The organism is Varibaculum cambriense (assembly GCF_032557235.1).
Taxonomy (GTDB): Bacteria; Actinomycetota; Actinomycetes; order Actinomycetales; family Actinomycetaceae; genus Varibaculum; species Varibaculum cambriense_C.
Window position 1 is genome coordinate 55,766 of record NZ_JAWGMB010000005.1, and the last position, 25,076, is coordinate 80,841.

The window sequence follows — 25,076 nt, forward strand, 5'->3', positions numbered from 1 at the left end:
GCGGTTTGGACTCAGCTGGGATGGTTAGCCGAGGGTAGAAATAGTGTTTTCTGATAACATTAAATGTTAACTGTTTAATGTATATTGAACCTTGCAAGATTACGGTGTCACCATGAATGGTTTGAGGGTTTAGTTATGGCTGTCAAGAAGAAAGTAATTAGGACGGTAACCTGTTTTACGGCAGCTGCCAGTTTAGTGCTGGCCACGGTACCGGCATACGGAGCTGAAGTTCCAAGTCCGGATGCGCCACAATCTCCCACAACAGCGGAAAATGTTATTCCTGCTAGTGAAGAACCTCAGGATTCATCCTTACCTGCCGCCGACAGCTCAGATGAAGAGGCTGAGAGTAGCGCTAATGATTCCTTGGAAATCCGAGAGTCTGGTCCAGAAACCTCCACTCCTCAAACTGCGGGGGAATCTGTTCAAGTTCCCTACACCGGATCAACGGTTTCACCGGGATCATTACCCCCAACTAGTGGAGATCCCCTGACTAAGTCCTCATACCCGGGATTTAGAGTGGCTTACTCAAAGCAGATTGGTCACGGGTGGCGTTCAGATGGGGTATTAATGCTGAACAAGTATCTCGGGAGCAAATACCCAGACCTACTATTTTTTGATAAACGAGGAAATGACGTTTTTATTCGTCTCTACGGGGGAGCCCCAGGTGGCAGAGTCTACACTGTGGGCGACATCGGCCATGGCTGGAATGACTTCGATTTAGTGATGGCTGGAGACATAAACCGAGATGGGAAAACTGACCTTTTGGGCAGGAAAGCTAACGGCGATTTATTTTATTACGAAGCTCGCAAGAGATCGTACTACTTTAAGCGAGGGGTAAAAGTCGGTCACGGCTGGACCGGTATGCGTTCATTGACCTTTATGCCTCGTACCATTGGGAACAAAGCGGGGGTTCTAGCAGTGGATTCCAATGGACGTATGCATATTTACCCCTTCGCCAACCGCGGCGGAAATTTTGCTAGCTCGGTGAAACTAGGATACGGCTGGAGTAAATTCACCAGAGTAATGCGCATTGGCGATGCAGACCGTAACGGGAAGTCAGATTTCTTAGCAACTGATAGGTCAGGCTATTTGTATCTTTATCGTGCCAACTCGGCCGGGAATGCCTTCACGCCAGCTCAGGTGGGTCACGGGTGGAATGGAATCTCTCAAATTCTACCTATCGATGTGTCACTAGGTGGGGGAATAATGGCAGTGGACAGCAAGGGAGCACTTCTCTATTACACGGTGAAACTCCCCGCTCCCGCATCTAAACGTGGTTGGCGTGCGCCGGGTCACTATCTGCAAGCGGTTAGCAAAGTCCGTGCGCCCGGAAATACTGTAGTCCCGCGTCGTGGTTGGAATGGCACCAAGGTTAGGGAAGTTCGTGCTCGCTTAGGCGTGGGGGTACCTCTAAATTCCGGAATGACTTTTGACGGACGCACTGAAAATGCGGTTAAGCGTTTTCAGAGTCGAGCTAGGGTTAGAGCTACCGGTGTTGCTGATCGCCGGACTTGGCAAAAACTGACCCGGCGTTCCTGGACTATGGATAATTTTCAAATGCGTCCAGTCAGCCTGAGTGCAAACCGCACTCAGCGGGTTAATGCCATGATTTCTTTCGCTCGCCGTCAAATCGGCACGCCCTACACTTGGGGCGGTGCCGGAGGCCATCGTGATGGATATGATTGCTCCGGGCTCGCTCTGCAAGCTTTGTATGTTGCCGGTATCGATCCGCAACCTATCAACGTCATTGCTCACGCGGCTCCGACTTACCGCAGTTCTAAGCAGCTCTATGCCCATCCTAAATTGCAAAAAGTTAGGTTTGCTTCTCGTCAGCCAGGCGACTTGGTGTTCTGGCAAGGACGGGGCGGAATCTACCACGTAGCTATCTATGTGGGTTCCAACCAAATAATCGAGTCTAACTATGGGCATACGCGGCAACGGGGACTGTATAACTGGGGAAGTATTGCTCCCTACGTTGTGCGTCCCTTGGCCAGATAGCTAAGACTTACGTTACTATTTGGGATTTTGTAGGCTATGCGTGGCAAGAAGCTTGGCATCGTCGTTGGGGTAGTTGTTGTCCTGGCGTTGATAGTGACAGCAGCGGTCTGGTATTTTTGGCCGCGCTCCAGGGCGGAATCCCTTCCTCAGGCGACCGGGCCGCAGGTGAAAACATCTGTAGGCCCTAACGCTAGCTTGCCGGAGGTGCAGGCTGGTTCCCAAGGGTGCGCTGCTATGGATAAGGTTTTGAGTAACCTCCTCGAGCGAACCCCCCAAGGTAAAGCATTCACGGGGCGCATAGCACAGATTCAAGCTCAACAAAATGATCCTGACTCTGGAACTGAAAATGCCGCTCAGGAGTGGTCGAAGTTTTTGCAAGTTCTTCCGAAGTACTACCCTGAATTCGAAAATGCTGCCGGGGAAGACGAAGCAGCTAATCAGGCAATCAATAATATGCGCGAGATTGTCACCTTGGAACCGCAGCTGATTTCGGGGAAGATTCCCGAATATACCGATGGGCAGGCCGCGCAACGCCAGGTTGAAGAAGGTAAAACTCCCGAACAGAACCCGGAATATGTCAAGAAGTCGGAGCAACTAGATAAACTGTTAGATCAAGTCAGTTGGTGTATGCCTACTTGGCCAGTTATCTACGGATAGCAAGTTTCGTGATGGCTTACTGTTGTAGATAAACTACCTGTAATAAACCAATGAAAGGTACCAGTATGACCCGCATAGTTGATAGCGCAGATGTTTCCCCTGAAGCCCGGATTGGGGACGGCTCCAGCGTTTGGCATTTAGCACAGGTGCGCGAACACGCCCAGCTGGGCAAGAACTGTATTATCGGCCGCGGCGCCTATATCGGCGAGGGCGTGCATATGGGCGATAACTGCAAAGTGCAAAATTATGCCCTGGTTTATGAACCGGCCTCCCTAGAAGACGGGGTGTTCATCGGTCCGGCAGTGGTGCTCACTAACGATCATTTTCCCCGGGCGATTAACGAGGACGGTTCAATTAAGTCTGCCTCCGACTGGGAACAGGTGGGGGTAACCATTAAGCAGGGGGCAGCTATTGGTGCGCGCTCGGTTTGCGTAGCTCCAGTAACCATCGGCGCCTGGGCGTTGGTGGCGGCAGGTTCCGTAGTCACCAAAGACGTTCCTGAGTACGCCCTGGTTGCGGGAGTGCCTGCACGTCGTATTGGATGGGTAGGGCCAGCAGGTGAAAAACTGCAACCAATATCGGGCGAAGAGAACATATTTGAGTGCCCAAAGTCCGGTAAGCGATTCCGTCAAATCTCTGAGAATAAGTTAGAGGAAATCTAGGCGAGGTATTTGCGATGGGTAAGCGGCGTGGTTTCGTCAGGATAGTTTCTCGGATTTATTTGCCAGAGGCAGCCGCTGCCTCGTTCCGGCTGGCGGGTGTGGCCAAGGCGTTACGGGAAAAAGGTATAGATGTTGAGGTAGTGACCACCACAGCCCCACCGGGTGCACAACTCAACGATCAAGATCGCGTGCGGCGTTTTCCGGTACTGCGTGATAAAGAAGGTTACGTACGCGGGTACTTGCAGTACCTTAGCTTCGATATTCCCGCATTTTTCCGGGTTTTGTTTTCGCCTCGCGCTGCCGTGACTTTAGTGGAGCCCCCTCCTACTACTGGGGTTTTCATGCGCATAGCCAATAATATTCTGGGCGTTCCCTATATTTATTACCTGCCCGATCTGTGGGGAGAGGCGAGTGCATCATTTGCCCCAAAAATAGTAGTTAAAGCAGTAAAAGCTTTAGAGACATTTGCGGTTCGGGGTGCGGCGGCAGTAATCGCGGTAAATGAAGAAATCGCTGAGACTGCTCGGTCAATGGGAGCAAAATCGGTGCACCTGATCCCGAATGGCATAGATACTGATACCTTTACTAACGAAGCTAAGCCCTTATCCCGAGTTGAGCGAGATAACATAGGCTTGGCAGATGCGCCCTATTTTATTTACACCGGAACTGCCTCCGAATGGCAAGGTGCCAGCATTTTTATCTCTGCTCTGGCTCAGGTAATAGACAAAATTCCTCACCACCTGGTATTCCTTGGCAAAGGCAGTGACTGGGATCTACTTAAAGAACAGGCAGCGAAACCGGAACTGCAAGGACGGGTGCACGTCCTAGAAACACTTCCGCCAGATGAAACTGCACGCTGGATAGCAGGCGCGGACGCCGGGCTGGTTTCTATAAAAGCCGGAGCAGGATATGACCATGCGTATCCCACAAAAGTGCTCTCTACTTTAGCGTGTGGAACACCGGTAATCTATGCGGGACCGGGTCCGGCAGGCGAAGATATAGTTGAAAACCGTTTAGGAATTTGTGCCGAGTACTCTGCGAGTAGTGTTGGTACTTCATTTACCAGGATAATTGATGAAAAAACGGCGCTTGTGGATAGTAATGCCAGGCGGAAATGGGTAGTTGCCTGTCGTTCCTTGGAAGCCTCTTCGGCCGCAGTAGCTAAGGTTCTCATGTCTAACGCTTGAAAAACAACGATTAGCGGCGGAAAAATAGTATCCATCCGTTAGAAAAAGCTGGGAGAACTAGTCTGTGTTAAAGGTCTATCTGCTGCAAGTAACTTGTTCTTTACTGCTACTTTTTATCCCTGGTCTAGCTGTATCCTGGGCTTTGCGTATAAAAGGGGTTATTGCTTGGGCTTTCGCTCCGCTGATCAGCCTATCTATCAGTGCGCTAGGGGCGGTAGTAGCTAATCTAGTAGGAATCCGCTGGGGCATAGGCAGCTTCCTGCTAATGACCGCTGTTTTACTAACGGTGACTTTCCCCCTGTCAAGAAAATTTCAGCCGTTACAGGTATCCTCCCCGGCACCATGGCTATTACCTACCGGTATTGCAGCTTGTCTGTTACAAATAATTCCCTTTTTTGTCGCTAGCTCTATCCATAACCCGATTCAACAGGTTGATTCGACCTTTCATATGAATCTGGTGTGGAACATCTTGGATTCTGGAAATGGCTCAACATTTGGTGGGGCAACCAGAATGTATGGTTTAGAGACGACGAGAACCATTTACCCAAGTGGCTGGCATGATTTTTTGTCCCTATTTACTACCAAGGACACCGTAGCTACCGGCGTGAATGCCGTTCACGTAATGATTTGTGTACTTTGGGTTTTGGGGATAACCATACTGGCACATTGCCTGTTCCCCGACCGACCAGGAATAGTATTGTTGGCTCAGGGGTGCTCTGCCCTGGTAAACGAATTCCCCACTTATATGCAAACTGTGTACCCTATTTTTCCCAACAGTTTGGCTGTGGCTTGCTTACCAGTGGCCGGAGCCGTTTTCTTCTGCATACTGTGTCCACTGAACCGAGTAAGTCGGTATCAGCGGGTGTTTTTCCTAGGGATATTAGTCTGCGTAGTTCTATCGATTTGCTTAGTCCATCCCTCTTTTATCTTTAACTCCGTCTTATTAGGGATTGGGCCGCTTCTCTATCTACTCTGGCATAAGATCCGACAGATTCCACCTGATGCAAGAAAGCGAATTCTGCTAATTGCTACTTCTATGGTTCTAGCTTTATTAACACTGGTGGTAGTAGCCGCGACTTCTAGCAGCTACGTGCGTACTACCTTGTATCGAATGGCACAGGCATACAATACTAGTCCCCGGGTGAGCCTATTATCTTTCGTCAAAATTCTTTCGTTGGCCTCTTGGTATCCTACCGAAGTTGCCGCGAGCGCGAGCCGCAGCCAAAATCTGTTAGCGTTCGCCTGCATGATACTCACAATTTTTGGCATTTTTTTCGCCCGAAAATTTGGAAGACCTGCAATAGCCTTAATATGGGCATGCATTCCTTTAGCTTTGATCGCTTTGGGCACTATGTGGCGCATCTTCCCACTAACGATTATCGCCGGGTTTTGGTATATGAGTCCCCATCGAGTCTTATCGGCTCTTGCTGTTCCGCAGATAATAGTTATGGCTCTGGGTGCTTCTGCCATTTTTTCAAAATTGTCGATGATTATAGGCTCTTATTCTAAACGTTCGCCTCATCGAATTAAACGGATAGTAACTGTGGTTAGTAGCTTAGCTTTCGCGGCAACTATTCCCTTAGGGATAATATCTAAGTCGACCTACTACCGGATAGTTTATGATCCAAACTCAAGCTTTCCTACGATTGTGGCTTCTCCTGCGGAACTGTCAATGCTGGAGCGTTTGCGAGAGTCTGACCTGGACAAGGGGATGATTCTTGGCGACCCGATGAATGGATCCGCTTTATCACAGGCAGTTAGCGGTAAAGAGGTAGTCCTACCCCAAATGTATTATCGAGATGAGAATGAGGATGAAAACTATCTCAAAGATAACTTCTCGAGAATAGGTAAGGATTCTAAAGTTTGTAGCATTTTACAGAAATACCGTATCGCTTATTTTTACTATGATTCAGATCGGTTCGATGTCACAGCGGACGCTAACCAGAAAGCACCTGGGTTTTACCAAGATATTAATTGGTCATTTTTGCGTAAAATTGATTCCGGGGGAACGGCTTCCCTTTACGAGATTACTGGGTGTCGCTAGAAAAGTATCTAGGTATGAGAGACTATTTTAAGAGCAACTACTTATATAAGCTGGGAAAACATACAATATATATACCTAGACTACGAATGGATGAGTAATGAAAAAGAAGCGCTTAATCTTGTTAGATGGATATTATCCTTACGGGCACGGGGAAGAATTTATTGAAAGTGAGATCTCCTATGTTGCTAGCAAGTTTGACGAAATAATTATTCTTCCAACTCATCTAAGTGGAAGCGAAAAAATAACGCGTACTGTTCCAAAAAACTGTAAGGTATTTCCGGTAGTTCAACGTAAAAAAATCCAACAAATGTTATATACGATTCCGGCATTTACCACCGGGATGATTAACTATGATGGCTGGAAAGAAACGTTGATTGATCTATGGTTTTCCACTAGTGTTTCGAGTCTGTACTCTCAAGTTAAGCAGATTCTAAAAGAGCACAGTATTGTGGCTGAGAGTTCGACTAGCACGGTGATTTATAGCTACTGGATGTTCAAGGAAGCTGCCGTGGCTATCATGCTGCGCGATAAGTATTTTTCCGGAAATGCGAAAGCGGTATCACGCGCACATCGATTTGATGTGTACCCTCAGCATTATATTGCTGGTCATCTTCCCGCGCGTCCTTTCATTGCCTCGACGATAGATATGCTTTTTCCCATATCTGAATCAGCAAATCACGAGATTCATAAGATTAAAACTGCTCAGCCCATTTGCAGTACAGTGTCCCGCCTGGGGGTACAAGCATCTACCCTAAATGCCCCCCGTACTAGACCGGCTATCTGCCATTTCTTAACCTGCTCATCGCTTTTAGCAGTAAAGCGTCTGCCCCTAATTGTGGCCGCCATGAAGGAGCTGTATAAACAGCAAGGAAAGAGTTTTCGGTGGACTCATATTGGTGACTCCGGCAAGGGATCGGGAAGAAGGCTAGATGAAATGGTACACGATGCCGGATTGTGTGAAGTGTTCACCAACATGGGACGCTTGGGTAACTCGGAAGTAATCGCTGAAATGGAAGATCAAAACTACTCGTTTTTAGTTAACTATTCGGCGTCCGAGGGTGTTCCAGTGACTATTATGGAAGCTTTTTCGTGCTATCTGCCGGTTATTGCAGGTGACGTGGGGGGAATCGGCGAACTGGTAAAAGATCAAGTTAACGGATTTGTCGACAGTTACGACCCTACAGAAAAATCACTGGTAAAAATGCTGATAAAAGCGGTTAACTGCAGTGAAACAGAATATTCAGCTCTTTCGCAAAACAGCTATGAGACGTGGAAGAATATGGCTGATGCAAGAGCCAATTATCAGCATTTTACTCAACAGCTCTTAGATTTGAATTAGTTTCAAGCTTTGCATAGCTGATTTTCTCAGCGGAGATGGAATAATCTCGGAAAGGATAATAGCGCTCACCTTACAAGGAGAAGTGTTAGTACAACGGAAGCTTTAGATTTCCGCATCGTATTTTTGCGCGCTCCAAAAGGCTAGGACAATCATCAGTGCTAGGCAAATAGTCATGCATATTGATAATAACCAGGTGGTGGCTATCAAAGACCATCCGAGTAACGTGCCAATGTAGACAGCGCCCAGACCCACGGCCATATAACTAACTGCAAATCCAAAAAGTACCTGCTGCCGATCAATGGTTAAGAAAACCGTTGAAATCGGAGAAGTCGCAACATTTAGGTATAACCACGGCACCAGCGCTTGTCCAATAAGTCCAGAATCATTCCATTGCGAGCCCAAAAACCAAGGAAATAGCCAGGGGGCAATTATCGCTATTACTGCGAAGGGGAAAAACCCGGCAATTAGGGATAGTTTTACGGATGTTTTCACTAGAGCGGTCGTGTTACCTTTTTCGGTTGCCGCAAATTTTTGATAAAAAACCTGCGAGATCGCTCCCGTTATCAGGCTCACTGGAGCCTGCATCAGGCGCCATGCTTGCCCAAACTGACCCACGGCATCAGTAGAGAAAAGAGCACCGATCATCATCATGATCCCGTTCAATCTGATCGCATCGACTAAAGCATTTGGGCCATTAATTAGTGGCATCTTTTTGTAACGCTTGAGTAGTTGTTTGCGAGTCAGCGAGGGCGCGGTTTCGCCTTCAACCTGTTTCCTCCCTTTCCACATTAATGTTCCAGCAGCAAGTGACTGGCCTAAAATGTGACCGATGACGAGACCGGCAACGCCCCCCAGGTGACAAAGTGAAAAAATAATCTGTGAGATAGCAATTGAACCGGACATTTGTACCCGGTTTATGGAGATAACCCGGTATTGGAGAGTTCGGGTAAACCAGTAATTAAACGAGTTGACTTGAGACAGAGTAAAAACCGCTAGGCCTGAATATATTAGCCAAGGTGCGAGTTCGGGATTACCTAACCACTGCGCTATAGCCCTAGCAAAGGGGATCATAAAAAGCGTAACGCATATGCTCACCACGAAAATTATTACAGTGACAGTATTACGTAACAAACGCGCGTTACCATGCGATTTTGGTAGCACTATTCCCAAATCATATCTAAGACCAGCGACTGCCACGACAGTGGCTACTACCGAGGTAAAAAGCGTGTACACCCCAATTTCTGTTGGCGAATACAGTCTAGAAATTAAAGGTGCTGTAACAAGCGCCAGCAGTTGCGCAATTACGGTTCCTGATAGCAACGTAGATACGTGCTTTGCCGTAGGGCTTTTTCTGATTAAATCCCGTATGCGTCTAAGCATCTCCACCCTTTTAATCCATCATGAGGAATAACCGAATCATTCCAACTTTAGTTAGGTTTAGGTCGCATTTAGCTATATGTAATGGGCTTTAGTTTTTCCAATCCTGCAGTGCCTGAGCCACAGCTATAGCGGCATATCCATCTCCATAAGGGGTTTCCTTTGTGGCTTTTGGTTGAGGACGTTGGGCAGATTTAACCAGGGCATCTCCCGGCTCTACCAGCTGGTTCCATCCCAGCTCTACGGTCTCTACCCATTCGGTTTCTGGACGCACGGTGGTACACATGGTGTCAAGCAAGAAGGCTTCCTTTTGTAAACCACCGGAATCAGTTATTACCCCTGCGGAATGCAGGGTAGAGGCTACCAGTTCTGGATAGGCGAGAGGACGATGCGCTAGCAGGTTCCCGCGTCCAAGGTCAATACCGTGTTGCTTACATTTAGCCACTAGTCGCGGGTGCGCCAAGATAACTGTCGGCAAATCCAGGTCGGCAAGAGAATCAAGGATTTGCTCTAACCGATTTTTATCATCGGTGTTATCTGGCCGGTGAATAGTGGCGAGCCGATACGCGCCCTCAGAAAAACCAAATTCTTCCATAATCGGAGAAGGCTTATCTTTTACCTGCTCTTTTACCTGTAAAACCACATCGGTCATTACATCACCGACTACTACGGTTCGCTTCGTTAGTCCTTCGTTACTTAGATGCTTTGCCGCAACCGTAGTGGGAGCCAGCAGCAGGTCGGCAGCATGATCAGTTAAAACCCGGTTGTGTTCCTCGGGCATTCGGCGATTAAAAGATCGTAGTCCGGCCTCTAAATGAGCGAGCGGTAGATGTAGCTTTACCGCTGCCACGGCGGCGGCCAAGGTCGAGTTTGTATCTCCGTAGACTAAAACCCAATCCGGTTTATACTTCTGCAGGACGGGTTCAATGGCAATGAGCATGCGTCCGGTTTGCTCAGCATGACTGCCGCTGCCTATCCCCAAATGCTCATCAGGGGCAGGAATTCCTAGGTCACGGAAAAAAACGTCCGATAGCATCGGGTCATAATGTTGGCCGGTGTGGACGATAATATGATCTATCCCTTGCTTTTCCATCGCCTTTGCAATGGGAGCGAGTTTTACGAACTGAGGACGTGCCCCTACCACTGAAAGAACTTTCATAGCTTCCATTGTATGTTGTTACTTGATAAAAGAAATCAAGCCCACTATCCTGCTAAATCTGAATCCTTATCCCAGGTGTTTACTGACTTTAAAACATAAGTACTACACTCGTAGTCTCGTATCACTTAGCTGCTAGTACAGTAATAAACTACCGGTTCTTGTGAAGTAAATCAGTTAAAATCTTCCGGGCAACAGCTGCGTCTTTCTCAAAGCAAAGATCAGTGGCGGCATGATCCACTGCCTGTTTATATTTTTCAATGCTTTCGGTGTCTAAGGTATTCAATGAAGCTACAATTTCTTCTACAGAGAACCCTTTTGAAACGATCCCTAGATTGTATTTCTTTACTACATCAACCATCTCCACCGTGGGGCCGACTGCTATAGCTAAGCGAGCTTGCACAAAGTCGAATAACTTGTTGGGCAGAGTTAAGCGAGCATTGGTGTTAAAGGGGGGAATCCAAAATACTCCTACATCGTATTGATTTAGAGTTTTCGGTAGTTCTGCCGGTTTCACCGGATCGTGGAACACGATACGCGGTGATCCCTCAGCCAGGGATTTTAGTTCGCGTAGGTACTTGCCGCCATCATTTGCCGGAACCAGGTACAAGTCGAGGGTGAAGCGCTCTCCCGCAGCTACAACGGCTTTGATGGTGGTTTCTAAAGCCCGGCCAGGAACGGCCCCTCCGGAATGAACTAAGCGAATTTGTTCACTGTTTGTTTTGCTTGGTTCTAAATCTTGCAGGCGGCAAGAGTTTCGCATTATCTGGGGTTGGACACCAAAAGTTTCCTGATACAAATGCGCAATTCTGCCGGCAACGGTAGTTTGAGCGCTGGTGCGAGGAAGATATTTCTTGCAGATGTAGCGAATATAGGGGGCAACTAAAATCCGCCAAGAGGCGATATGGGTTCGCTCTTCCGGTGCCCATTCATGCAGATCCGCCCACACCGGGGTGGAGTCACCAGCGGCATAAAATGCCACCGGCAAAGCCCGAGCATCATTAGAGATTACCAGGTCGAACTGGCGGTCACGTAATAGCTCACGGGCACGCCTCAAAGCTGGGGCAGCGAACTCGCTAGCTCCATGTAAATGCAAAGCCAGTTTTAGTACCCCCGGAACAGTTTGCGGTAGCGACGGCAGATTGCTGGGAACTTGCAGGTGCTCATCGCTGCCCTCCGGCTGAGTGCCGTAACCTAAGGTAGTTACGTGTCCGAAGTCTTTCACCACGCTGAGCTGCCGTAAAAGACGGGCATCACGTCGTATATCAGAAAAGGAAATAACCAGTATATTTGGATTCGAACGCATATAGGCATCATACCTGCGCTAACGACTTGATGGATAACCGGAAAGCAAACAGACGGGGATGTTCCTCGATCAGAAAATAAATGCTGACAATCGGACTTTGTATAAATAGTATCTCCATACCAAGTGGAAAAACAGGAGGGATTCGCACCGCCGAGTCAATCTTCTAGATAAAAAGTATGTATATAAATTGCTTGTTTCTGCCGGTGGTAGCCGGAAATGACATAGGGTAGAATCATATTTCCCCCAGAAGAATATTTGAAATATGCTCCGGCAATATTAGGGAGAACGACAGTGGCCAAGAATAAAATGCTCACAATTCTAGTTGCTATGGTCTTAGGCCTAGGGTTGATGCTACCCACTTACTCGTTCGCCTCGGCAAAAGAGAGGGAAGAAAAAGATCAGGTTGTAGTGGTCGATCAGATTCCTCAGCAAACTCCGGTAAATGTGTCCGTAAAGGACGAACCTCTAACTGCTGGAGAAGGGGAATCTGAAAATTTGGTATCTGCTGAGATTAGTTCCGACTTGGCGATTGTGGGGGTTACCTGGTCGAAAAAGTTGTCGAAAACTCCGCAGATAATGTATCGCACCTTGGGTAAAAACCAGGTTTGGAGTCAATGGCAGAATATTGATGCCGAAAAAGGAGAGAACGAACAGCGCGCTTCAGGAACTGAGCCGATTGTAGTCACTGAGGCTTCTCAAGTTCAGGTTCAGGCTACTCTTCCGAATGGCTTAACTTTGGAGGGGCTCAAAGTTACAGTTATTAATCCAGGACTGGGAGCCGGCGATGCAGTTACTGAAACCGATCGGAACTCTACTCAACTCCGATCTGTAGAGGACGCGCGCGGGTTAGCTATTCATTCCCGCTCAGATTGGGGCGCAGACGAGAAACTAATGACGTGGCCTCCAAAGTCCATTAAACCGCAAGGCGTTACCATTCACCATACCGCTGGCACTAATAACTATTCTGCCGCCCAGGTTCCGGGAATTTTGCGAGGAATTTATTATTTTCATGCCGTCACTCGGAACTGGGGAGATATCGGTTATAACGTGCTGGTAGATAAGTATGGAAGAGCCTGGCAAGGACGCAGAGGAACTTTCCAGAACCCGAGTGAAGGTGCGCATGCCCGCAGTGTGAACGGGGTGACCTTCGGTATTTCAGTTTTAGGCACTTATGAGACGCAGGCACCGCCTTGGGTGGCGCAAGACACCGTCACCCGTTTGGCTGCTGCCCAGCTGAAACTGCGGGGTGTCAACCCTCTGGGCACTTTCACTTTCCGGGGCCATACTTTCAACCGTATTTCCGGGCATCGCGACTTTGTCGTGTTGGGTACCGGTAATAACACTGCTTGCCCGGGAAATGCATTTTATCGTCAGCTCGATGTAATTAGGCAACGTGCTGCCACCTTGGCAGCCGGTTGGGCATCTGGAAAATTCTCACGGGTAAACCGTACTTTCAACGGTGAGACATTACTTTTTGATGATTCAGGTAACGCGGTTTCCCTTTCAAAAGCAAAAAAACAGATTTCTATCGGACAGCCGAAACAGCTTGGCAGAATCGTTGAGACGGGTTCGCGGGTCTTTGCGCCTGGTGATTGGAACCGAGATCGGAAACCAGACCTGATTTCCATTAGCCGTGACGGAAGCATGTGGCTACATTCGGGAACCGACAAGGGATTTGCTGGTAAACGGAGAATTGGTCATGGTTGGAACAGCATTAATTCTGTAGTTACCGGGATAGATTGGGACGGAGACGGAAATAAAGATGTGATCGGCCGGGTAGCCAGAGATGGCAGGTTGATTCTTTATCCCGGTAATGGTCGTGGCACATTCAAGCGGACAAGACAAATTGGTCATGGATGGCATGGTTTTAGCAGACTGGTAGGGGTTGGAAACTTTATGCGAGGCCGACCAGTCATTCTCGCTCAAAACCGGCAGGGTGGATTGTTTACCTATGCTGGCAATGGTAGAGGAGGCTTCGCCGAGAGATTCCAGTCTGGATGGAACTGGGGTTCTACCCGCACCCTAATCGGTGCTAAAGATTGGACGGTCGATAGAGTCGGAGATCTGCTAGCAGTAAAAAATGATGGAACACTGACCGTATACCCGGGTACTGGACGCGGACGTTTTGGACAAACGCAAAATATTGGCGCTGGTTGGAGTGCTTTCTCGACTGTTCTAGATGCCAATGGTACTTCTAGCTCTGGAACAACTCTTATTGGAGTTTCTAGTAATGGAGAGATAAAAGCTTATCCCGCCAAGTTTTTTAAAGACCCGATAACCAAGTCACCGCACCTTGCCTCCACGATGACTATCCCCGCGGGTAACTGGGATGCTGATTCTTCAGCCGATGTGATCACTCGCAGCGCTGATGGAAATCTGATGCTCCACGCAAATGGCAATGCCGCAGCGGTACAAATTGGTAGCGGCTGGTCAGGATTTGACGAAATCGTGTCTGCTCCCTCGTGGAACCTCGACGAACTACCATATTTGCTAACCTACCGGCGCAGCGATGGGGAACTTCTTTATTACAAAGCGGATCAAAATGGTAGTTTCACTTCTTCGGATGTAATCGGTTACTACCCGGGGATGAAACAAGCTGTTTATTTAGCCGATTTCCTGGGACAATCTCAGCCTACTGTTGGTTTCATTAAACCTAACGGGGACTTTATGGCGCTTGACCGGAGTACACGTTCCTTACGCCGAATTGGTCATGGCTGGCAGAATTTCCGCTCGGTCATTGGTGGAACAGACATCAATAATGACGGCCGAACAGACGTAATTGCCCAAACTTCTGGTGCCATCAGAGTTTATTACGGTGCTGCCAGGGGTGGCTTTGGGAGAAATGCAGTACTGAAAACCCTGCCTGCAGGACTTGGTCAGTTGCGCTAGCACCGTTGATTTCATTTATTGATACGGAGGTTTCAGTCCGGAGCATGTCGCTAGAACCGTGATCCTAGTGGATAAGACTAAATAAAGCTGCTGATAGTTATCAATCGCGGTTAATGGTGTCTAATTCCAAAAGCTGGTGGGGTAGGAAGAATATTCCTACCCCACCAGCATTACAGGACTGTTAGGTGTTACTTCGCAGAATCCAGAATTTCTTCTACCACTTTCAGGGCCTGCAGCGCCTCGGACATAGAGACATGCTCACTGCCTTTGCCTAGAATAGCGTCCCGGAAGTGTTCATGTTCTACCCGCAGTGGCTCCCGCTTGGTTAGCTCGTAGCGGGTTACTTCGCCCTCGGAAACTCCGCGGAAGTTAGCAACCTGGGTCCACTCCACCGGAATCGATCCGTTCCGGTAGAAGGTGAGGTCACCCATCATAGTGTCGGCCACCAGGGCACCCTTTTCACCGATCACAATAGTCTTGCGATCTTTGAAAGGACAAAGCCAGTTCACCAGGTTGTTGACTAGCACCCCGTTTTCCAGTTTGCCGACCACATTGACCATGTCCTCATTTTCGCGGCCAGAACGGTAAGCGGTTACCGCCGACACTGAGGCATAGTTTGAGCCCGCCACCCAAGCAGTTAAATCTACGTCGTGGGTAGCAAGATCCTTGACTACCCCCACATCCGAAATTCGTGCCGGGAAGGGAGACTGGCGGCGGGTTGAAATCTGGTAAACCTCCCCCAATTGTCCCGCAGAAATCCGTTTCTTCATTTCCAGGAGGGCGGGGTTGCAGCGTTCCACATAGCCCACGGCTCCGACTAAAGATGCCTCCGCGAACGCTTTTACAATCCGTTCTCCGGATTCTGCGTCGGTAGAAAGCGGCTTTTCTACCAGGGTATGTACCCCGGCTTCGGCTAGTTTTAGCGCGGTTTCCTCGTGGAAAACGGTCGGGACTGCTACTACGCAAGCGTCGAGCCCCTGCGCAACCAGGGCATCAATATCGGGGAGGACTTCCATCCCCTTGGAAACTCCAAACTTATCTCCAGCCGGGTCGGCCATCGCTACCAGGTCAACGCCGGGCAACTCGCGGATATTACGTACGTGGTGTCGACCCATCGAGCCGATACCGATAATTCCATAACGCAGGTTCGCCATGTTTTATGCACCCGCCTTGGCTAGTTTGTTTACCGCTTCCACGATCCTCTCCAGATCGCCTTGCGAGAGGGAGGGATGAACCGGTAGCGATAGGCATTCTTTCGCTGCCTTTTCGGTGTGGGGCAGTTCCAGACCTTTGGCATAGGGAGCGAGAGACGGCAGGCGGTGGTTAGGAATCGGGTAGTACACGCCGGAACCAACCTGGTATTCATCTTTCAGGGCAGCGGCAAAACCGTCGCGGTCTTCGCTTACCCGGATAGTGTACTGGTGGTAAACGTGCTCAGCCTCTGGAGCCACCGGGGGAACCCTAACTCCCTGCAGATTCTCGTTTAAGAACTTCGCGTTCGCCCGGCGCTTTTCCATCCAACCTGCAACCTGAGACAGCTGTGCCAGGCCGATAGCGGCGTTAATATCGGTCATCCGGTTGTTCAGACCCACCAGTTCGTTCGCATAGCGCTTTTCCATGCCCTGGTTACGAATCATCCGCGCTTCACGTGCGAGTTCCTCGTCTCCGGTGGTGATAGCCCCGCCCTCGCCAGCGGTCATGTTCTTGGTGGGGTAGAAGCTGAAAGCTCCGAAAGCCCCGAAAGTACCCACCTGCTGTCCGTTCCAGGTAGCGCCATGCGCTTGGCAAGCATCCTCGAACACTAGGAGGTCGTGACGCTTAGCAATATCCATAATGGCGGTCATATTTGCCGGGTGTCCGTAAAGGTGAACCGGCAAAATAGCGCGGGTCTTCGGGGTAATGGAGGCTTCAATCGATTCGGGATCTAGACAGAAATAGTCATCCTCAATATCGGCGAACACCGGGGTGGCGCCGATAATCGCTACTGAGTTACCGGTGGCCGCGAAAGTAAAGGAGGGGACGATTACTTCGTCACCCGGTTTAATCCCGGCAGCCAGCTGACCCACGTGCAAAGCGGAAGTGCCCGAGTTAACCATTACTGACTGCTGGCCATCACCACTGGCCATTTGGGCAGTGAACTTTTCTTCAAACTCTGCTACCCGCGGGCCTTGCGCCACCATGCCAGATTTTAGAACCGCATCCACTGCGGCCCGTTCTTTATCGCCAATAATAGGTTTTGCGGCGGGAATAAACTCTGCAGTCATTAGTTAAGTAACCTCCTGGGTATGGTGCGGGATAGCCCTTTAAGCCTGATGATCGTCAGTCAGCTTCCCTGTTTCATCCCTATTATAAGGGCGAGAGTGCCTGGCGCCTATAAGAAAAGTCCTGATTGCTTGTTATTCTAGGAAAAGAAAACAATTCGCACGGAAAAGGTAATAGCAGACTATGGTAGCTAGAGATGACACCTGGGTCATCATTCCCGTATATAACGAAGACCAGGTGATAGGGCAAGTAGTTAAAGATCTGCTCCCCACCTTTCCCCATGTGGTCTGCATAGATGATGGTTCCCGGGATCGCTCTGCGGCGGTCGCGAAGGCTTCCGGTGCTACTGTTATTCGTCACCCGGTGAATCTGGGGCAAGGCGCGGGGCTGCAAACCGGGATCGAATACGTGCGGGGATTCACCCCGGCTAAATACCTCCTGACCTTTGACGCCGACGGGCAACACCGGGTTGAGGACGGCCTCGCCATGGTGGAGCAAGCTGACAAAGAAAACTTGGCAATAGTTTTTGGGTCGCGATTTTTGTCCTCTGAAACCCAGGTCGGTTGGATGAAACGATTGGTGCTAAAAACTGTGGCGCGAGTGACTGCCCACCGCACCGGAATGAAACTCACTGATGCTCATAACGGGTTGCGGGTACTGCGCCGGGATGCCTTTGAACAGGTCAACTTGCTGCAAAACCGGATGGCACATGCCTCTGAAATAGTGACGCAACTGGCCAAAACCGGACTGTCCTGGGCAGAACATAGTGTGTATATCCGCTATACCGATTACTCGAAAGCCAAAGGGCAATCCCTGCTTAACTCCATAAATATCCTCACCGAATTGCTGATCAAATAGGGGCGCATGATGCTAATAAAAATCCTGCTCATTGCTTTGGTGTTGGTTCTTTCTCTCTATATGTTTAAAGCCAATCTGGGCGCCAAACAGACCGCCTGGCGGCGCCTGGGAATACTAGCTTTTGCTATTTCTGCGGTAGTGGTGGTTATTTTTCCGGGGATCACCACTACGGCCGCGCGCTTCGTGGGGGTTGGGCGCGGTGCTGACCTGCTGCTGTATGTACTGGTAGTAGTGGTTCTTTACAATATGTTGATGCAGGCGAAGCAGCGTAATGCCGCGGAGCGGCGCCTGACGAAGCTAGCGCGAGAAGTGGCAATCACCCATACCGTCCTCGGTGAGGACGAGAAACGAGTTTCCCCCGCTGGAACTGGTAAGCCCACTGAAGCCGATACCCGCGTCAGCGGCGATTATAACGAACCTCAGCAGGCAAGCTAAGACAGCTAACGCCAATGAACAAAGCTAAATGGGTAAAGTTGGCCTACCGCTCGGGCAGGAACTCATAAAAATATTGACTCTGACCGCCCGCTTTTATAGTCTCGCCCTGCTGCGTTTAGCATCGCTAAACCGGCGAGCCGCTAACCGTCCCCCAAGCTATCCCTCGTTACCTGCGCAAGCTTACAAAGACGCGCTAATGATAAGTAACCTGCCCCAATAATTGTCGGGACAATTTTTCGAGACCTCTTGACCGAAACGATTTTGTCAACTATCGTAGCAATACCGAACCGATTCGGTAAGGTTTTTGGTAAATGAGTAGATCGCGGGAAACCGGTAGCACTATCGGCGATCCTGCAGCCAAATACGCCGGCGGAGCAGCTGGTGAGGCGGAGGAAAGGACACTGCGATGGCGCAGAACAAAGCAATAAATACCAACGATCCTAAATATTCCAAATTGTCCATCGGGGTTTGCCCCGACCAGTGGGGCGTATGGTTCCCCGAGGACGAAAAACAAATGGATCCCCGGCAAGCCTGGGAAGAAATGGCAGAAGCCGGCTTCGAAATTATCGAAACCGGGCCGTTCGGCTATTTCCCCACCGATCCCAAAGAACTACAAAAATGGTGCGATGAATTCGGAATGAAGGTAGTCGCCGGCACTGGCTGGGGGATTCTCCACAAGGCCGAAGCCTGGCCGGAAACTTTGAAAACCTTCCGCGCCATCGCCGAAACCCACGCGGCAGTCGGCGCCGAATACATCGTGCACCTCCCTCCGCTATACCGCGATGACAAGACCTGGGAATGGACAGATGACCGCGTCCTATCCGATGATGCCTGGAAGCTTTATGTAGAGCACGCCAACGCTCTCGGGCAAATGCTGCTGGATGAATACGGCTTGAAGATGGTGCTGCACCCCCACGGAGATTCCCATATCGAAACTCCCGAGGAAATCGCGCGTATCTTTGACGCGACTGACCCCAAGTATGTAAACCTCTGCCTGGATTCCGGCCACGTGGTTTACGGCGGCGGCGACCCGGTAGAACTGATCAAGAAATACCCGGAGCGGATCACCTATGTACACATCAAGGCTTTCGATGAAGCCATCACCAAAGAAGCGCACGAAAAGGACTGGCCTTTCGGCGAGGCCGTGGCTAAGGGCGCATCGGTATGTCCTCCGAAGGGACTGCCGGAAATGCATGAGTTCGTGGACGCGCTCGCGGAACTAGATCGCGAAATCTACTGCATTTGCGAGCAGGACTGCTACCCGTGCGAGCCCTCATTCCCGAAGCATAACGCCATCAACATGCGGGAATACCTGGCCAGCTGCGGACTAGGTCTGAAGTAACTATCCATCACTTACCTGATGCCGCGGGAGCGGAGTGATTATTCCGCTCCCGCCGGCATCTCCATTCAGCGGCTGTGAAGTCGCGCCTGGGCGCACTGAGGCCGCCAGGCAAATCACTCATAGGGGAGAAAAATGACATTAAATATTGGCTTGATCGGTGCGGGGGGCATGGGACGTGCTCACGTGGAACGGATCGAAAACGAACTGACCGGCGGCAAAATTGTAGCGGTCGCCGATCTAAACCTAGATGCCGCGAAAGAAGTAGCGGACAAAGTTGGCGGCAAAGCCTACGGCTCCGGCGAAGAACTAATCGTGGATCCCAACGTAGATGCCGTCCTGATCGCCACCTTCGGTCGGGTACACAAGCCCGATGTAATCCGGGCGATTGAGGCCGGAAAATACGTGCTTTGCGAAAAGCCGCTGGCAACCACGGCAGAAGACTGCCGCGAAATTATGGAGGCCGAACAAAAAGCCGGGAAGAAACTAGTAACCGTCGGGTTCATGCGTCGCTTCGACCAGTCTTATGGCATCTTAAAAGCCAAGATGGACTCCAAAGAGTTGGGCGAAACCACCATGGTGCACTGCCGTCACCGTAACCCCACCGTTCCGGAAAACTACCTGTCTTCTATGGCGATTGATGACACCGCCATTCACGAAATCGATACTTGCCGCTGGCTAACCGGTGAAGAAATCGTGAACGTGCGGGTAGATATTCCCCGCTCCACCAGCTACAAGTTTGAGCACCTGACCGACCCGATCGTAGTGGTCATGTACACCGAATCCGGGATCCGGATTGATGACGAAGTAAACGTCAACATCGGCTACGGCTACGACATTCAGTGCGAAGCGGTAATGGAGCAGGGTACCGCCTACCTGGGGGATCAAGAAAAAGTATATGTGCGCTCTAGCCAAGAACGCGCCAACGCCATCTGCCAGTCCCATATCGACCGTTTCCACGATGCCTTCAACCGCGAGGTGCAGCAGTGGATTAATGCCGCCAGCGAGGATCGCCACACCGGCTCCAGCTCTTGGGACGGCTACGCTGCCACCTGCGTAGTGGATGCCGCCCTGGAATCCTTAGAATCACGGGAGTCCAAACTGGTCTCCGTGGAATTAATTGAACAGCCCGAGTTCTACAAATAACCTAGATCGCTCTTAAAGGAGAAAACATAATATGAGCAATGATGCTTATAAGGAGAAGCTGGCAACCCCACCCTCTCCCGAAAAAGTTAAAGAGATGGTGGCCAAGACCCCCATGTCCGGGCCGCATCGCGGCACCATAATTTTAGCTGCTACCGCCACTTTCGGGTCGCTGCTATTTGGGTATGACACCGGAGTAATCGCCGGCGCTTTGCCCTATATGTATATGGACAATGTGGCCGGAGGGCTGGGGCTAGATGCCCTGCACGAGGGTTGGGTCAACGCCATGCTCGCCATCGGTGCAGCCTTCGGTGCCTTAATCGGCGGGTGGCTCACTGACCGGATCGGGCGCCGCACCAACATTATGGTCTTGGCGGTCATCTTCCTGGTTGGTACCTTGGGTTGTACTTTCAGCCCCAACGTATGGGTGATTTACCCCTTCCGCTTCATTCTCGGTTGGGCAGTAGGCGGCGCATCCTCTTCGGTTCCGCTTTATCTAGCGGAAACTGCGCCGAAACGAATCCGCGGTCCGCTAGTAGCAGTAGATCAGTTCATGATCGTGTTTGGGCAGCTAGTTGCCTATATTTGTAACGCCGCCCTCTCGCAGGCGCATAACGCTCCCGAAGCAACCGTGAAAGCCATTAGCGCGGGCGCTGTTTGCCCTAAGGGATCCCCGGATGCCGGTAAGGCCGTGCAGGCCGGTGGCACCTACACTTGGGACTGCCTGTCTGGCCTCTCGGATACCGTCCGCGAGACTATGGTGCTCTCTGGCGGTAACGGTAACGCCTGGCGTTGGATGTTGGTAATCGCTACTATTCCCGCCATCTGCCTATGGGTAGGTATGCGGGTCATGCCGGAATCTCCGCGTTGGTATGCAGCTAACCAGCGTTACTATGAAGCCATTGGTGCTTTGAAACGCGTGCGTGACACCGATGAAGAAGTAGAGTTCGAAACCAACGAAATGATCGAACTGCACCGTAAAGAAGAGGAAGAAGAACAGTGGAGCTTCTCCCGGATTTGGAGCACTCCCTGGACACGTAAAGTACTAATCATCGGGGTGTTCCTGGGGATCTTCGACCAGACCACCGGGATTAATACCGCTATGTGGTACATGCCCAAGATTCTAACCGCCGCCGGTTTTGATACTGGTCAAGGCATTATGCTCAACGTGGTAACCGGTACTTTCTCCGCAGTTGGATCCGCAGTGGGCTTCTTGCTGATTGCAAAACTCTATCGCCGTACCGTAGGTATCTACCAAGAAACCGGGGTCGCGATTTCCCTATTGGTATTGGCCGGAGTGTTCTACTGGGGTATTGAGCCCCATATGGATGCCCACGGCAACGTGGCCAGCGATATTCCCAACTTCTTGCCGTGGTTGGTGCTGATTTTGGTGTCGGTATTCCTGTTCATTAAGCAGTCGGGAACCATTCACTGGGTGCTGCTGTCCGAAATCTTCCCGGCGAAGATCCGCGGGGTTTCGCAGGGAATCTCGGTTTGCGCGCTGTGGATTTTCAACGCGATTGTTGCGGGAACTTTCCCCTGGATGATCGAGAACCTGGGTGGTTCCGGTACCTACTTGGTCTTCGGAATCATCAACGTGATTGCGTTGTGCTTCTACATTAAGTTCGTTCCGGAAACCAAGATTTACACCTTGGAAGAGGTGGAACAGAACCTGGAGGCTAAGTACTCCAAGTAATAGCTATATACCCAGCTATCGCCCTGGCCTGTCGGCAAACTATTCGTTAGTTCGCTGGCAGGCCAGGGTTTTTATTATTCGTGTTTATTTCCAAATTTACGAGGGCGAGCGCTAGGTTCTTCCGGGAGCGGGGGATCGGCGCAGCACTTTCACGGTAATGTAGCGAGAGATAGCTTCTCGCGAGAGCGGGGCTGAGCGCGATGTCCTCATCAGGGTACGTTTCTTTTTGTAATCGGAGAGCGCGGAACTCGGACTGTGGGCTTCAGAATCGCTTAGCGCTACTTTTTACAGGTGGTGGCGCGCTGCAGTAAAGAGGGACGAATCGCGATTTCTTGTCCGGGCTCGCCCGGGGCAGCGTAGCGCTTAGCCAAGGCGGCAACGGCTTGTTCACCCAACTGATCCGCATGTTGGTCGATAGCAGTGATAGAGAATTCCTCTAGCTGTCCCAAGTAGGTGTCGTCATAGGTGATTAATCCACAGTCTTTACCCGGTTCCATCCCGAGGGCGCGCAGCGCGGTACAAGCTTCGATAGCTATCAGATTATTGTGGGCAATAAACGCTGGCCGCTTTGCCACCGATCCTTCCAGGCATTGCCGAATCTGTTCACCCGGTTCCAGATCTGGTACCAGAGCCTGAAACCCTGGGAAATTCTGTCTCTTTTTGCGGAGGCTCTCAAAGGCCTCTCGCTGCACTTTGCGGCGGGTCACTACCGCCTGATCAACGCTTTCCGGACTGGATAAAGAAAAGATACGGTCGTATCCACACTCGGCTAGGTGAGTGATCGCTAGCCGGGCTGCTGCTTCCTCGTCCATATGGATAGAGTCTATTTTTCCTGCCACGTACTTTAACCCCAGCACCGCTAGGGGGAAGGTTTCAGACAGGTGCGCCAGGCGCTCTTGGGAGGAGGCAGGGGAGATCAGGATGACCCCGATAGTCTGCATCTCCTGGTAGCGGTTTATCAGGTTCCATTCTTTTTCCGGATCCTGACGTGCAGTTGAAACCAAAGATAAAAGTTTGTTTTCTTCTGCAGCGAGGCGCAGCGCATCCTCGACCTCTTCGAAAAAAGGATTTTGCAAGTCAGGCAGGATTACCCCGAGAAGATCGGTTCCGGAGGTCGATAAGAACGCGGCATTTTGATTGCGTACGTATCCCATTTCCGAGGCAACGCGCAGAATGTTGGCCTTAGTTTCCGCATTAACCCGCGGGGAATCAGATAGCGCCAAGGAAACTAATCCGCGTGATACTCCCGCCTTGCGGGCTACATCTGCTTGCGTAGGGCGAAAACTCATAGCCCAAGTATAAATAACACGCGAAAAAAATAGGGGTGACTTGATGGTGCAGTTAAGAATCTCGGCTGCTAGAAGCGCAGAACCTAGATTTTAGAAGGCTTCGAAAAATATTTGAAAATAGGCCTTGATTTGTGGAAAAAAGTCCTTTACTATGGATAGTAGTTAACGCGTGTTAACACTGGTTTGCGGGGGCGCTTTCGCCAGGAATCAAGACACTAGAAAACTCAAAGAGGAGAAAAAATGACTAAAGAAACTCTATCGGTGGCGGTGATCGGCGCGGGTATGGCCGGGCGAACCCACGCAGATGGTTGGCGGCAAGTCAACACTGTGTTTGCCTCAGACTTACCGCGGCTTCGCCTAGCTACTATCGCGGATGCCTATCTTCCTTTCGCGGAGGCTGCCGCCCGTGACTACGGGTATGAAAAAGCCACTGACAACTGGAAAGACATTGTAGATGACCCCGATATCGACATTGTCTCGATTGTGGTGGGCAACAAGTTGCACCGTGAAATGGCCGAGGCGCTGGTGAAAGCGGGCAAGCATGTCCTGTGTGAAAAACCCCTTACCGACAACTTAGAGGACGCTAAAGCGATGGCAGAGTTCGGGGCAACCGACAAAGTAGTAACCGGTCTGGGATACTGCTATCGCCGCAATCCCGGACTGGCAAAAATTGCGGAAATGGTGCAAAGCGGACAGCTGGGAGAAATCACGTATTTTGACGCGCGTTACTGGTGCGATTACGGCTGTGACCCGAACACTCCGATTGCTTGGCGCTATAAGGGGTCGATGGGTTCGGGTGCTCTCGGAGATGTGGGCAGCCATCTAGTTGATACCTCAGAATTTATCTGTGGTCCTCTAAAGGCGGTCGCTGGCGCCCAGCTTTCCACCGTGATCAAGAAGCGTCCCCCGGCTCTAGAAGGAGTAGCAGGAGGGCGCGGCGCGTCCTCACAGGCCGAAGCAACTGAAACTGTAGAAAACGATGATGTTGCCACCTGTACTCTTAAATTTGAAAATGGCATTATTGGGACTTTCTCTGTTTCCCGGGTAGCGTTCGGATCCCCGAACTCCATGCAAATCACCGTTAATGGCACCAAAGGAATGGTCTCCTTCGATATGGCGCGCGCCGGGGAAATCATGGTTGATGACCAGAGTGCTCCTGACGGGTTAGGCGGCCCGCGCCGCGTCCTCGTTAACCCTGATTTTCCCTACTTCAAGGGTGGATCCTCGATGGACTTCGGGGGAGTAGGGGTCACCCAAATCCAGCAGTTCGTGTACCAGGCTCACGCCTTCTTAGAGCAGGTAGCCGGGGTTAATGACGGATTGCCTCCCACGCCGGACTTTGCCTATGGATACCGCTCCATGCGGATCCTCGACACTATTGCCAAATGCGCAGCCAACGGTGGCGCCGAAATGGAAATCAAATAACCAAAATCACGAAA

The 25,076-nt window shown here is 50.6% G+C and carries 19 protein-coding genes; 13 read left to right on the forward strand and 6 right to left on the reverse strand.

Annotation, left to right across the window (positions count from 1 at the left end):
• Positions 1–135: 135 nt before the first annotated feature.
• The 6 genes from E6072_RS05340 to E6072_RS05365 all read left to right on the forward strand — a co-directional run bounded on the left by E6072_RS05340 (position 136) and on the right by E6072_RS05365 (position 7,887).
• Positions 136–1,998: an NlpC/P60 family protein gene (locus E6072_RS05340; RefSeq protein ID WP_316694256.1), complete on the forward strand. Its 1,863-nt coding sequence runs from the start codon at positions 136–138 to the stop codon at positions 1,996–1,998.
• Between the two features lie 36 nt (positions 1,999–2,034).
• Positions 2,035–2,655 carry a hypothetical protein gene (locus tag E6072_RS05345; protein ID WP_316694257.1) on the forward strand — a complete coding sequence of 207 codons (621 nt, stop codon included), beginning with the start codon at positions 2,035–2,037 and terminating at the stop codon, positions 2,653–2,655.
• Positions 2,656–2,720: 65 nt separating this feature from the next.
• Positions 2,721–3,317, forward strand: a complete 597-nt coding sequence (locus E6072_RS05350) for an acyltransferase (RefSeq protein WP_316694371.1) — start codon at positions 2,721–2,723, stop codon at positions 3,315–3,317.
• Positions 3,318–3,331: 14 nt separating this feature from the next.
• Positions 3,332–4,504 carry a glycosyltransferase family 4 protein gene (locus tag E6072_RS05355; RefSeq protein ID WP_316694259.1) on the forward strand — a complete coding sequence of 391 codons (1,173 nt, stop codon included), beginning with the start codon at positions 3,332–3,334 and terminating at the stop codon, positions 4,502–4,504.
• A 64-nt stretch (positions 4,505–4,568) separates the two neighbouring features.
• The gene (locus tag E6072_RS05360) at positions 4,569–6,548 is read left to right on the forward strand and encodes a DUF6541 family protein (protein ID WP_316694261.1); all 1,980 of its coding nucleotides are present in this window, start codon (positions 4,569–4,571) and stop codon (positions 6,546–6,548) included.
• Positions 6,549–6,645: 97 nt separating this feature from the next.
• Positions 6,646–7,887, forward strand: a complete 1,242-nt coding sequence (locus E6072_RS05365) for a glycosyltransferase (protein ID WP_316694263.1) — start codon at positions 6,646–6,648, stop codon at positions 7,885–7,887.
• A 102-nt stretch (positions 7,888–7,989) separates the two neighbouring features.
• On the opposite strand, the gene E6072_RS05370 is transcribed toward E6072_RS05365, so the two are convergent.
• The 3 genes from E6072_RS05370 to E6072_RS05380 form a co-directional block, all read right to left on the reverse strand.
• Positions 7,990–9,267, reverse strand: a complete 1,278-nt coding sequence (locus E6072_RS05370; RefSeq protein ID WP_316694265.1) for an oligosaccharide flippase family protein — start codon at positions 9,265–9,267, stop codon at positions 7,990–7,992.
• A gap of 88 nt (positions 9,268–9,355) precedes the next feature.
• Positions 9,356–10,423, reverse strand: coding sequence for a non-hydrolyzing UDP-N-acetylglucosamine 2-epimerase (gene wecB / locus E6072_RS05375; protein WP_316694267.1), 1,068 nt, complete (start codon positions 10,421–10,423; stop codon positions 9,356–9,358).
• Positions 10,424–10,571: 148 nt separating this feature from the next.
• Positions 10,572–11,726, reverse strand: a complete 1,155-nt coding sequence (locus E6072_RS05380; RefSeq protein WP_316694269.1) for a glycosyltransferase — start codon at positions 11,724–11,726, stop codon at positions 10,572–10,574.
• Between the two features lie 291 nt (positions 11,727–12,017).
• Between E6072_RS05380 and E6072_RS05385 the strand changes: the two genes are divergently transcribed.
• The gene (locus E6072_RS05385) at positions 12,018–14,615 is read left to right on the forward strand and encodes an FG-GAP-like repeat-containing protein (protein ID WP_316694271.1); all 2,598 of its coding nucleotides are present in this window, start codon (positions 12,018–12,020) and stop codon (positions 14,613–14,615) included.
• A 188-nt stretch (positions 14,616–14,803) separates the two neighbouring features.
• Here E6072_RS05385 and E6072_RS05390 read toward each other — a convergent pair whose 3' ends face one another.
• Together E6072_RS05390 and E6072_RS05395 are read right to left on the reverse strand one after the other, a co-directional pair.
• The gene (locus E6072_RS05390; protein ID WP_316694273.1) at positions 14,804–15,769 is read right to left on the reverse strand and encodes a Gfo/Idh/MocA family oxidoreductase; all 966 of its coding nucleotides are present in this window, start codon (positions 15,767–15,769) and stop codon (positions 14,804–14,806) included.
• Positions 15,770–15,772: 3 nt separating this feature from the next.
• On the reverse strand, positions 15,773–16,879 hold the full coding sequence (locus tag E6072_RS05395; protein WP_316694275.1) for a DegT/DnrJ/EryC1/StrS family aminotransferase: 1,107 nt from the start codon (positions 16,877–16,879) through the stop codon (positions 15,773–15,775).
• 181 nt (positions 16,880–17,060) lie between these two features.
• On the opposite strand from E6072_RS05395, the gene E6072_RS05400 reads away from it, so the two are divergent.
• The 5 genes from E6072_RS05400 to E6072_RS05420 all read left to right on the forward strand — a co-directional run bounded on the left by E6072_RS05400 (position 17,061) and on the right by E6072_RS05420 (position 22,348).
• Positions 17,061–17,735: a glycosyltransferase family 2 protein gene (locus E6072_RS05400; protein WP_316694277.1), complete on the forward strand. Its 675-nt coding sequence runs from the start codon at positions 17,061–17,063 to the stop codon at positions 17,733–17,735.
• Between the two features lie 6 nt (positions 17,736–17,741).
• Positions 17,742–18,170, forward strand: coding sequence for a DUF2304 domain-containing protein (locus tag E6072_RS05405; protein WP_316694279.1), 429 nt, complete (start codon positions 17,742–17,744; stop codon positions 18,168–18,170).
• Between the two features lie 406 nt (positions 18,171–18,576).
• Complete coding sequence (locus tag E6072_RS05410) at positions 18,577–19,512, forward strand: sugar phosphate isomerase/epimerase (protein ID WP_316694281.1); 936 nt, start codon at positions 18,577–18,579, stop codon at positions 19,510–19,512.
• Between the two features lie 132 nt (positions 19,513–19,644).
• On the forward strand, positions 19,645–20,655 hold the full coding sequence (locus E6072_RS05415) for a Gfo/Idh/MocA family oxidoreductase (RefSeq protein WP_316694283.1): 1,011 nt from the start codon (positions 19,645–19,647) through the stop codon (positions 20,653–20,655).
• 31 nt (positions 20,656–20,686) lie between these two features.
• Positions 20,687–22,348, forward strand: coding sequence for an MFS transporter (locus tag E6072_RS05420; RefSeq protein WP_316694285.1), 1,662 nt, complete (start codon positions 20,687–20,689; stop codon positions 22,346–22,348).
• A 278-nt stretch (positions 22,349–22,626) separates the two neighbouring features.
• On the opposite strand, the gene E6072_RS05425 is transcribed toward E6072_RS05420, so the two are convergent.
• A complete protein-coding gene (locus E6072_RS05425) occupies positions 22,627–23,637 on the reverse strand; it encodes a LacI family DNA-binding transcriptional regulator (RefSeq protein ID WP_316694287.1) in 1,011 nt (336 codons plus the stop codon).
• A gap of 240 nt (positions 23,638–23,877) precedes the next feature.
• On the opposite strand from E6072_RS05425, the gene E6072_RS05430 reads away from it, so the two are divergent.
• Positions 23,878–25,062 (forward strand): Gfo/Idh/MocA family oxidoreductase, encoded by a 1,185-nt coding sequence (locus tag E6072_RS05430; RefSeq protein ID WP_316694289.1) that lies wholly within the window; start codon positions 23,878–23,880, stop codon positions 25,060–25,062.
• Positions 25,063–25,076: the final 14 nt, after the last annotated feature.

Bases quoted from the DNA above. Each gene is read 5' to 3' on its own strand.
- E6072_RS05340 (WP_316694256.1), top strand. From the start codon at position 136: ATGGCTGTCAAGAAGAAAGTAATTAGGACGGTAACCTGTTTTACGGCA.
- E6072_RS05345 (WP_316694257.1), top strand. From the start codon at position 2,035: ATGCGTGGCAAGAAGCTTGGCATCGTCGTTGGGGTAGTTGTTGTCCTG.
- E6072_RS05350 (WP_316694371.1), top strand. From the start codon at position 2,721: ATGACCCGCATAGTTGATAGCGCAGATGTTTCCCCTGAAGCCCGGATT.
- E6072_RS05355 (WP_316694259.1), top strand. From the start codon at position 3,332: ATGGGTAAGCGGCGTGGTTTCGTCAGGATAGTTTCTCGGATTTATTTG.
- E6072_RS05365 (WP_316694263.1), top strand. From the start codon at position 6,646: ATGAAAAAGAAGCGCTTAATCTTGTTAGATGGATATTATCCTTACGGG.
- E6072_RS05370 (WP_316694265.1), bottom strand. From the start codon at position 9,267: ATGCTTAGACGCATACGGGATTTAATCAGAAAAAGCCCTACGGCAAAG.
- wecB (WP_316694267.1), bottom strand. From the start codon at position 10,423: ATGAAAGTTCTTTCAGTGGTAGGGGCACGTCCTCAGTTCGTAAAACTC.
- E6072_RS05380 (WP_316694269.1), bottom strand. From the start codon at position 11,726: ATGCGTTCGAATCCAAATATACTGGTTATTTCCTTTTCTGATATACGA.
- E6072_RS05390 (WP_316694273.1), bottom strand. From the start codon at position 15,769: ATGGCGAACCTGCGTTATGGAATTATCGGTATCGGCTCGATGGGTCGA.
- E6072_RS05395 (WP_316694275.1), bottom strand. From the start codon at position 16,879: ATGACTGCAGAGTTTATTCCCGCCGCAAAACCTATTATTGGCGATAAA.
- E6072_RS05400 (WP_316694277.1), top strand. From the start codon at position 17,061: ATGGTAGCTAGAGATGACACCTGGGTCATCATTCCCGTATATAACGAA.
- E6072_RS05405 (WP_316694279.1), top strand. From the start codon at position 17,742: ATGATGCTAATAAAAATCCTGCTCATTGCTTTGGTGTTGGTTCTTTCT.
- E6072_RS05410 (WP_316694281.1), top strand. From the start codon at position 18,577: ATGGCGCAGAACAAAGCAATAAATACCAACGATCCTAAATATTCCAAA.
- E6072_RS05415 (WP_316694283.1), top strand. From the start codon at position 19,645: ATGACATTAAATATTGGCTTGATCGGTGCGGGGGGCATGGGACGTGCT.
- E6072_RS05420 (WP_316694285.1), top strand. From the start codon at position 20,687: ATGAGCAATGATGCTTATAAGGAGAAGCTGGCAACCCCACCCTCTCCC.
- E6072_RS05425 (WP_316694287.1), bottom strand. From the start codon at position 23,637: ATGAGTTTTCGCCCTACGCAAGCAGATGTAGCCCGCAAGGCGGGAGTA.
- E6072_RS05430 (WP_316694289.1), top strand. From the start codon at position 23,878: ATGACTAAAGAAACTCTATCGGTGGCGGTGATCGGCGCGGGTATGGCC.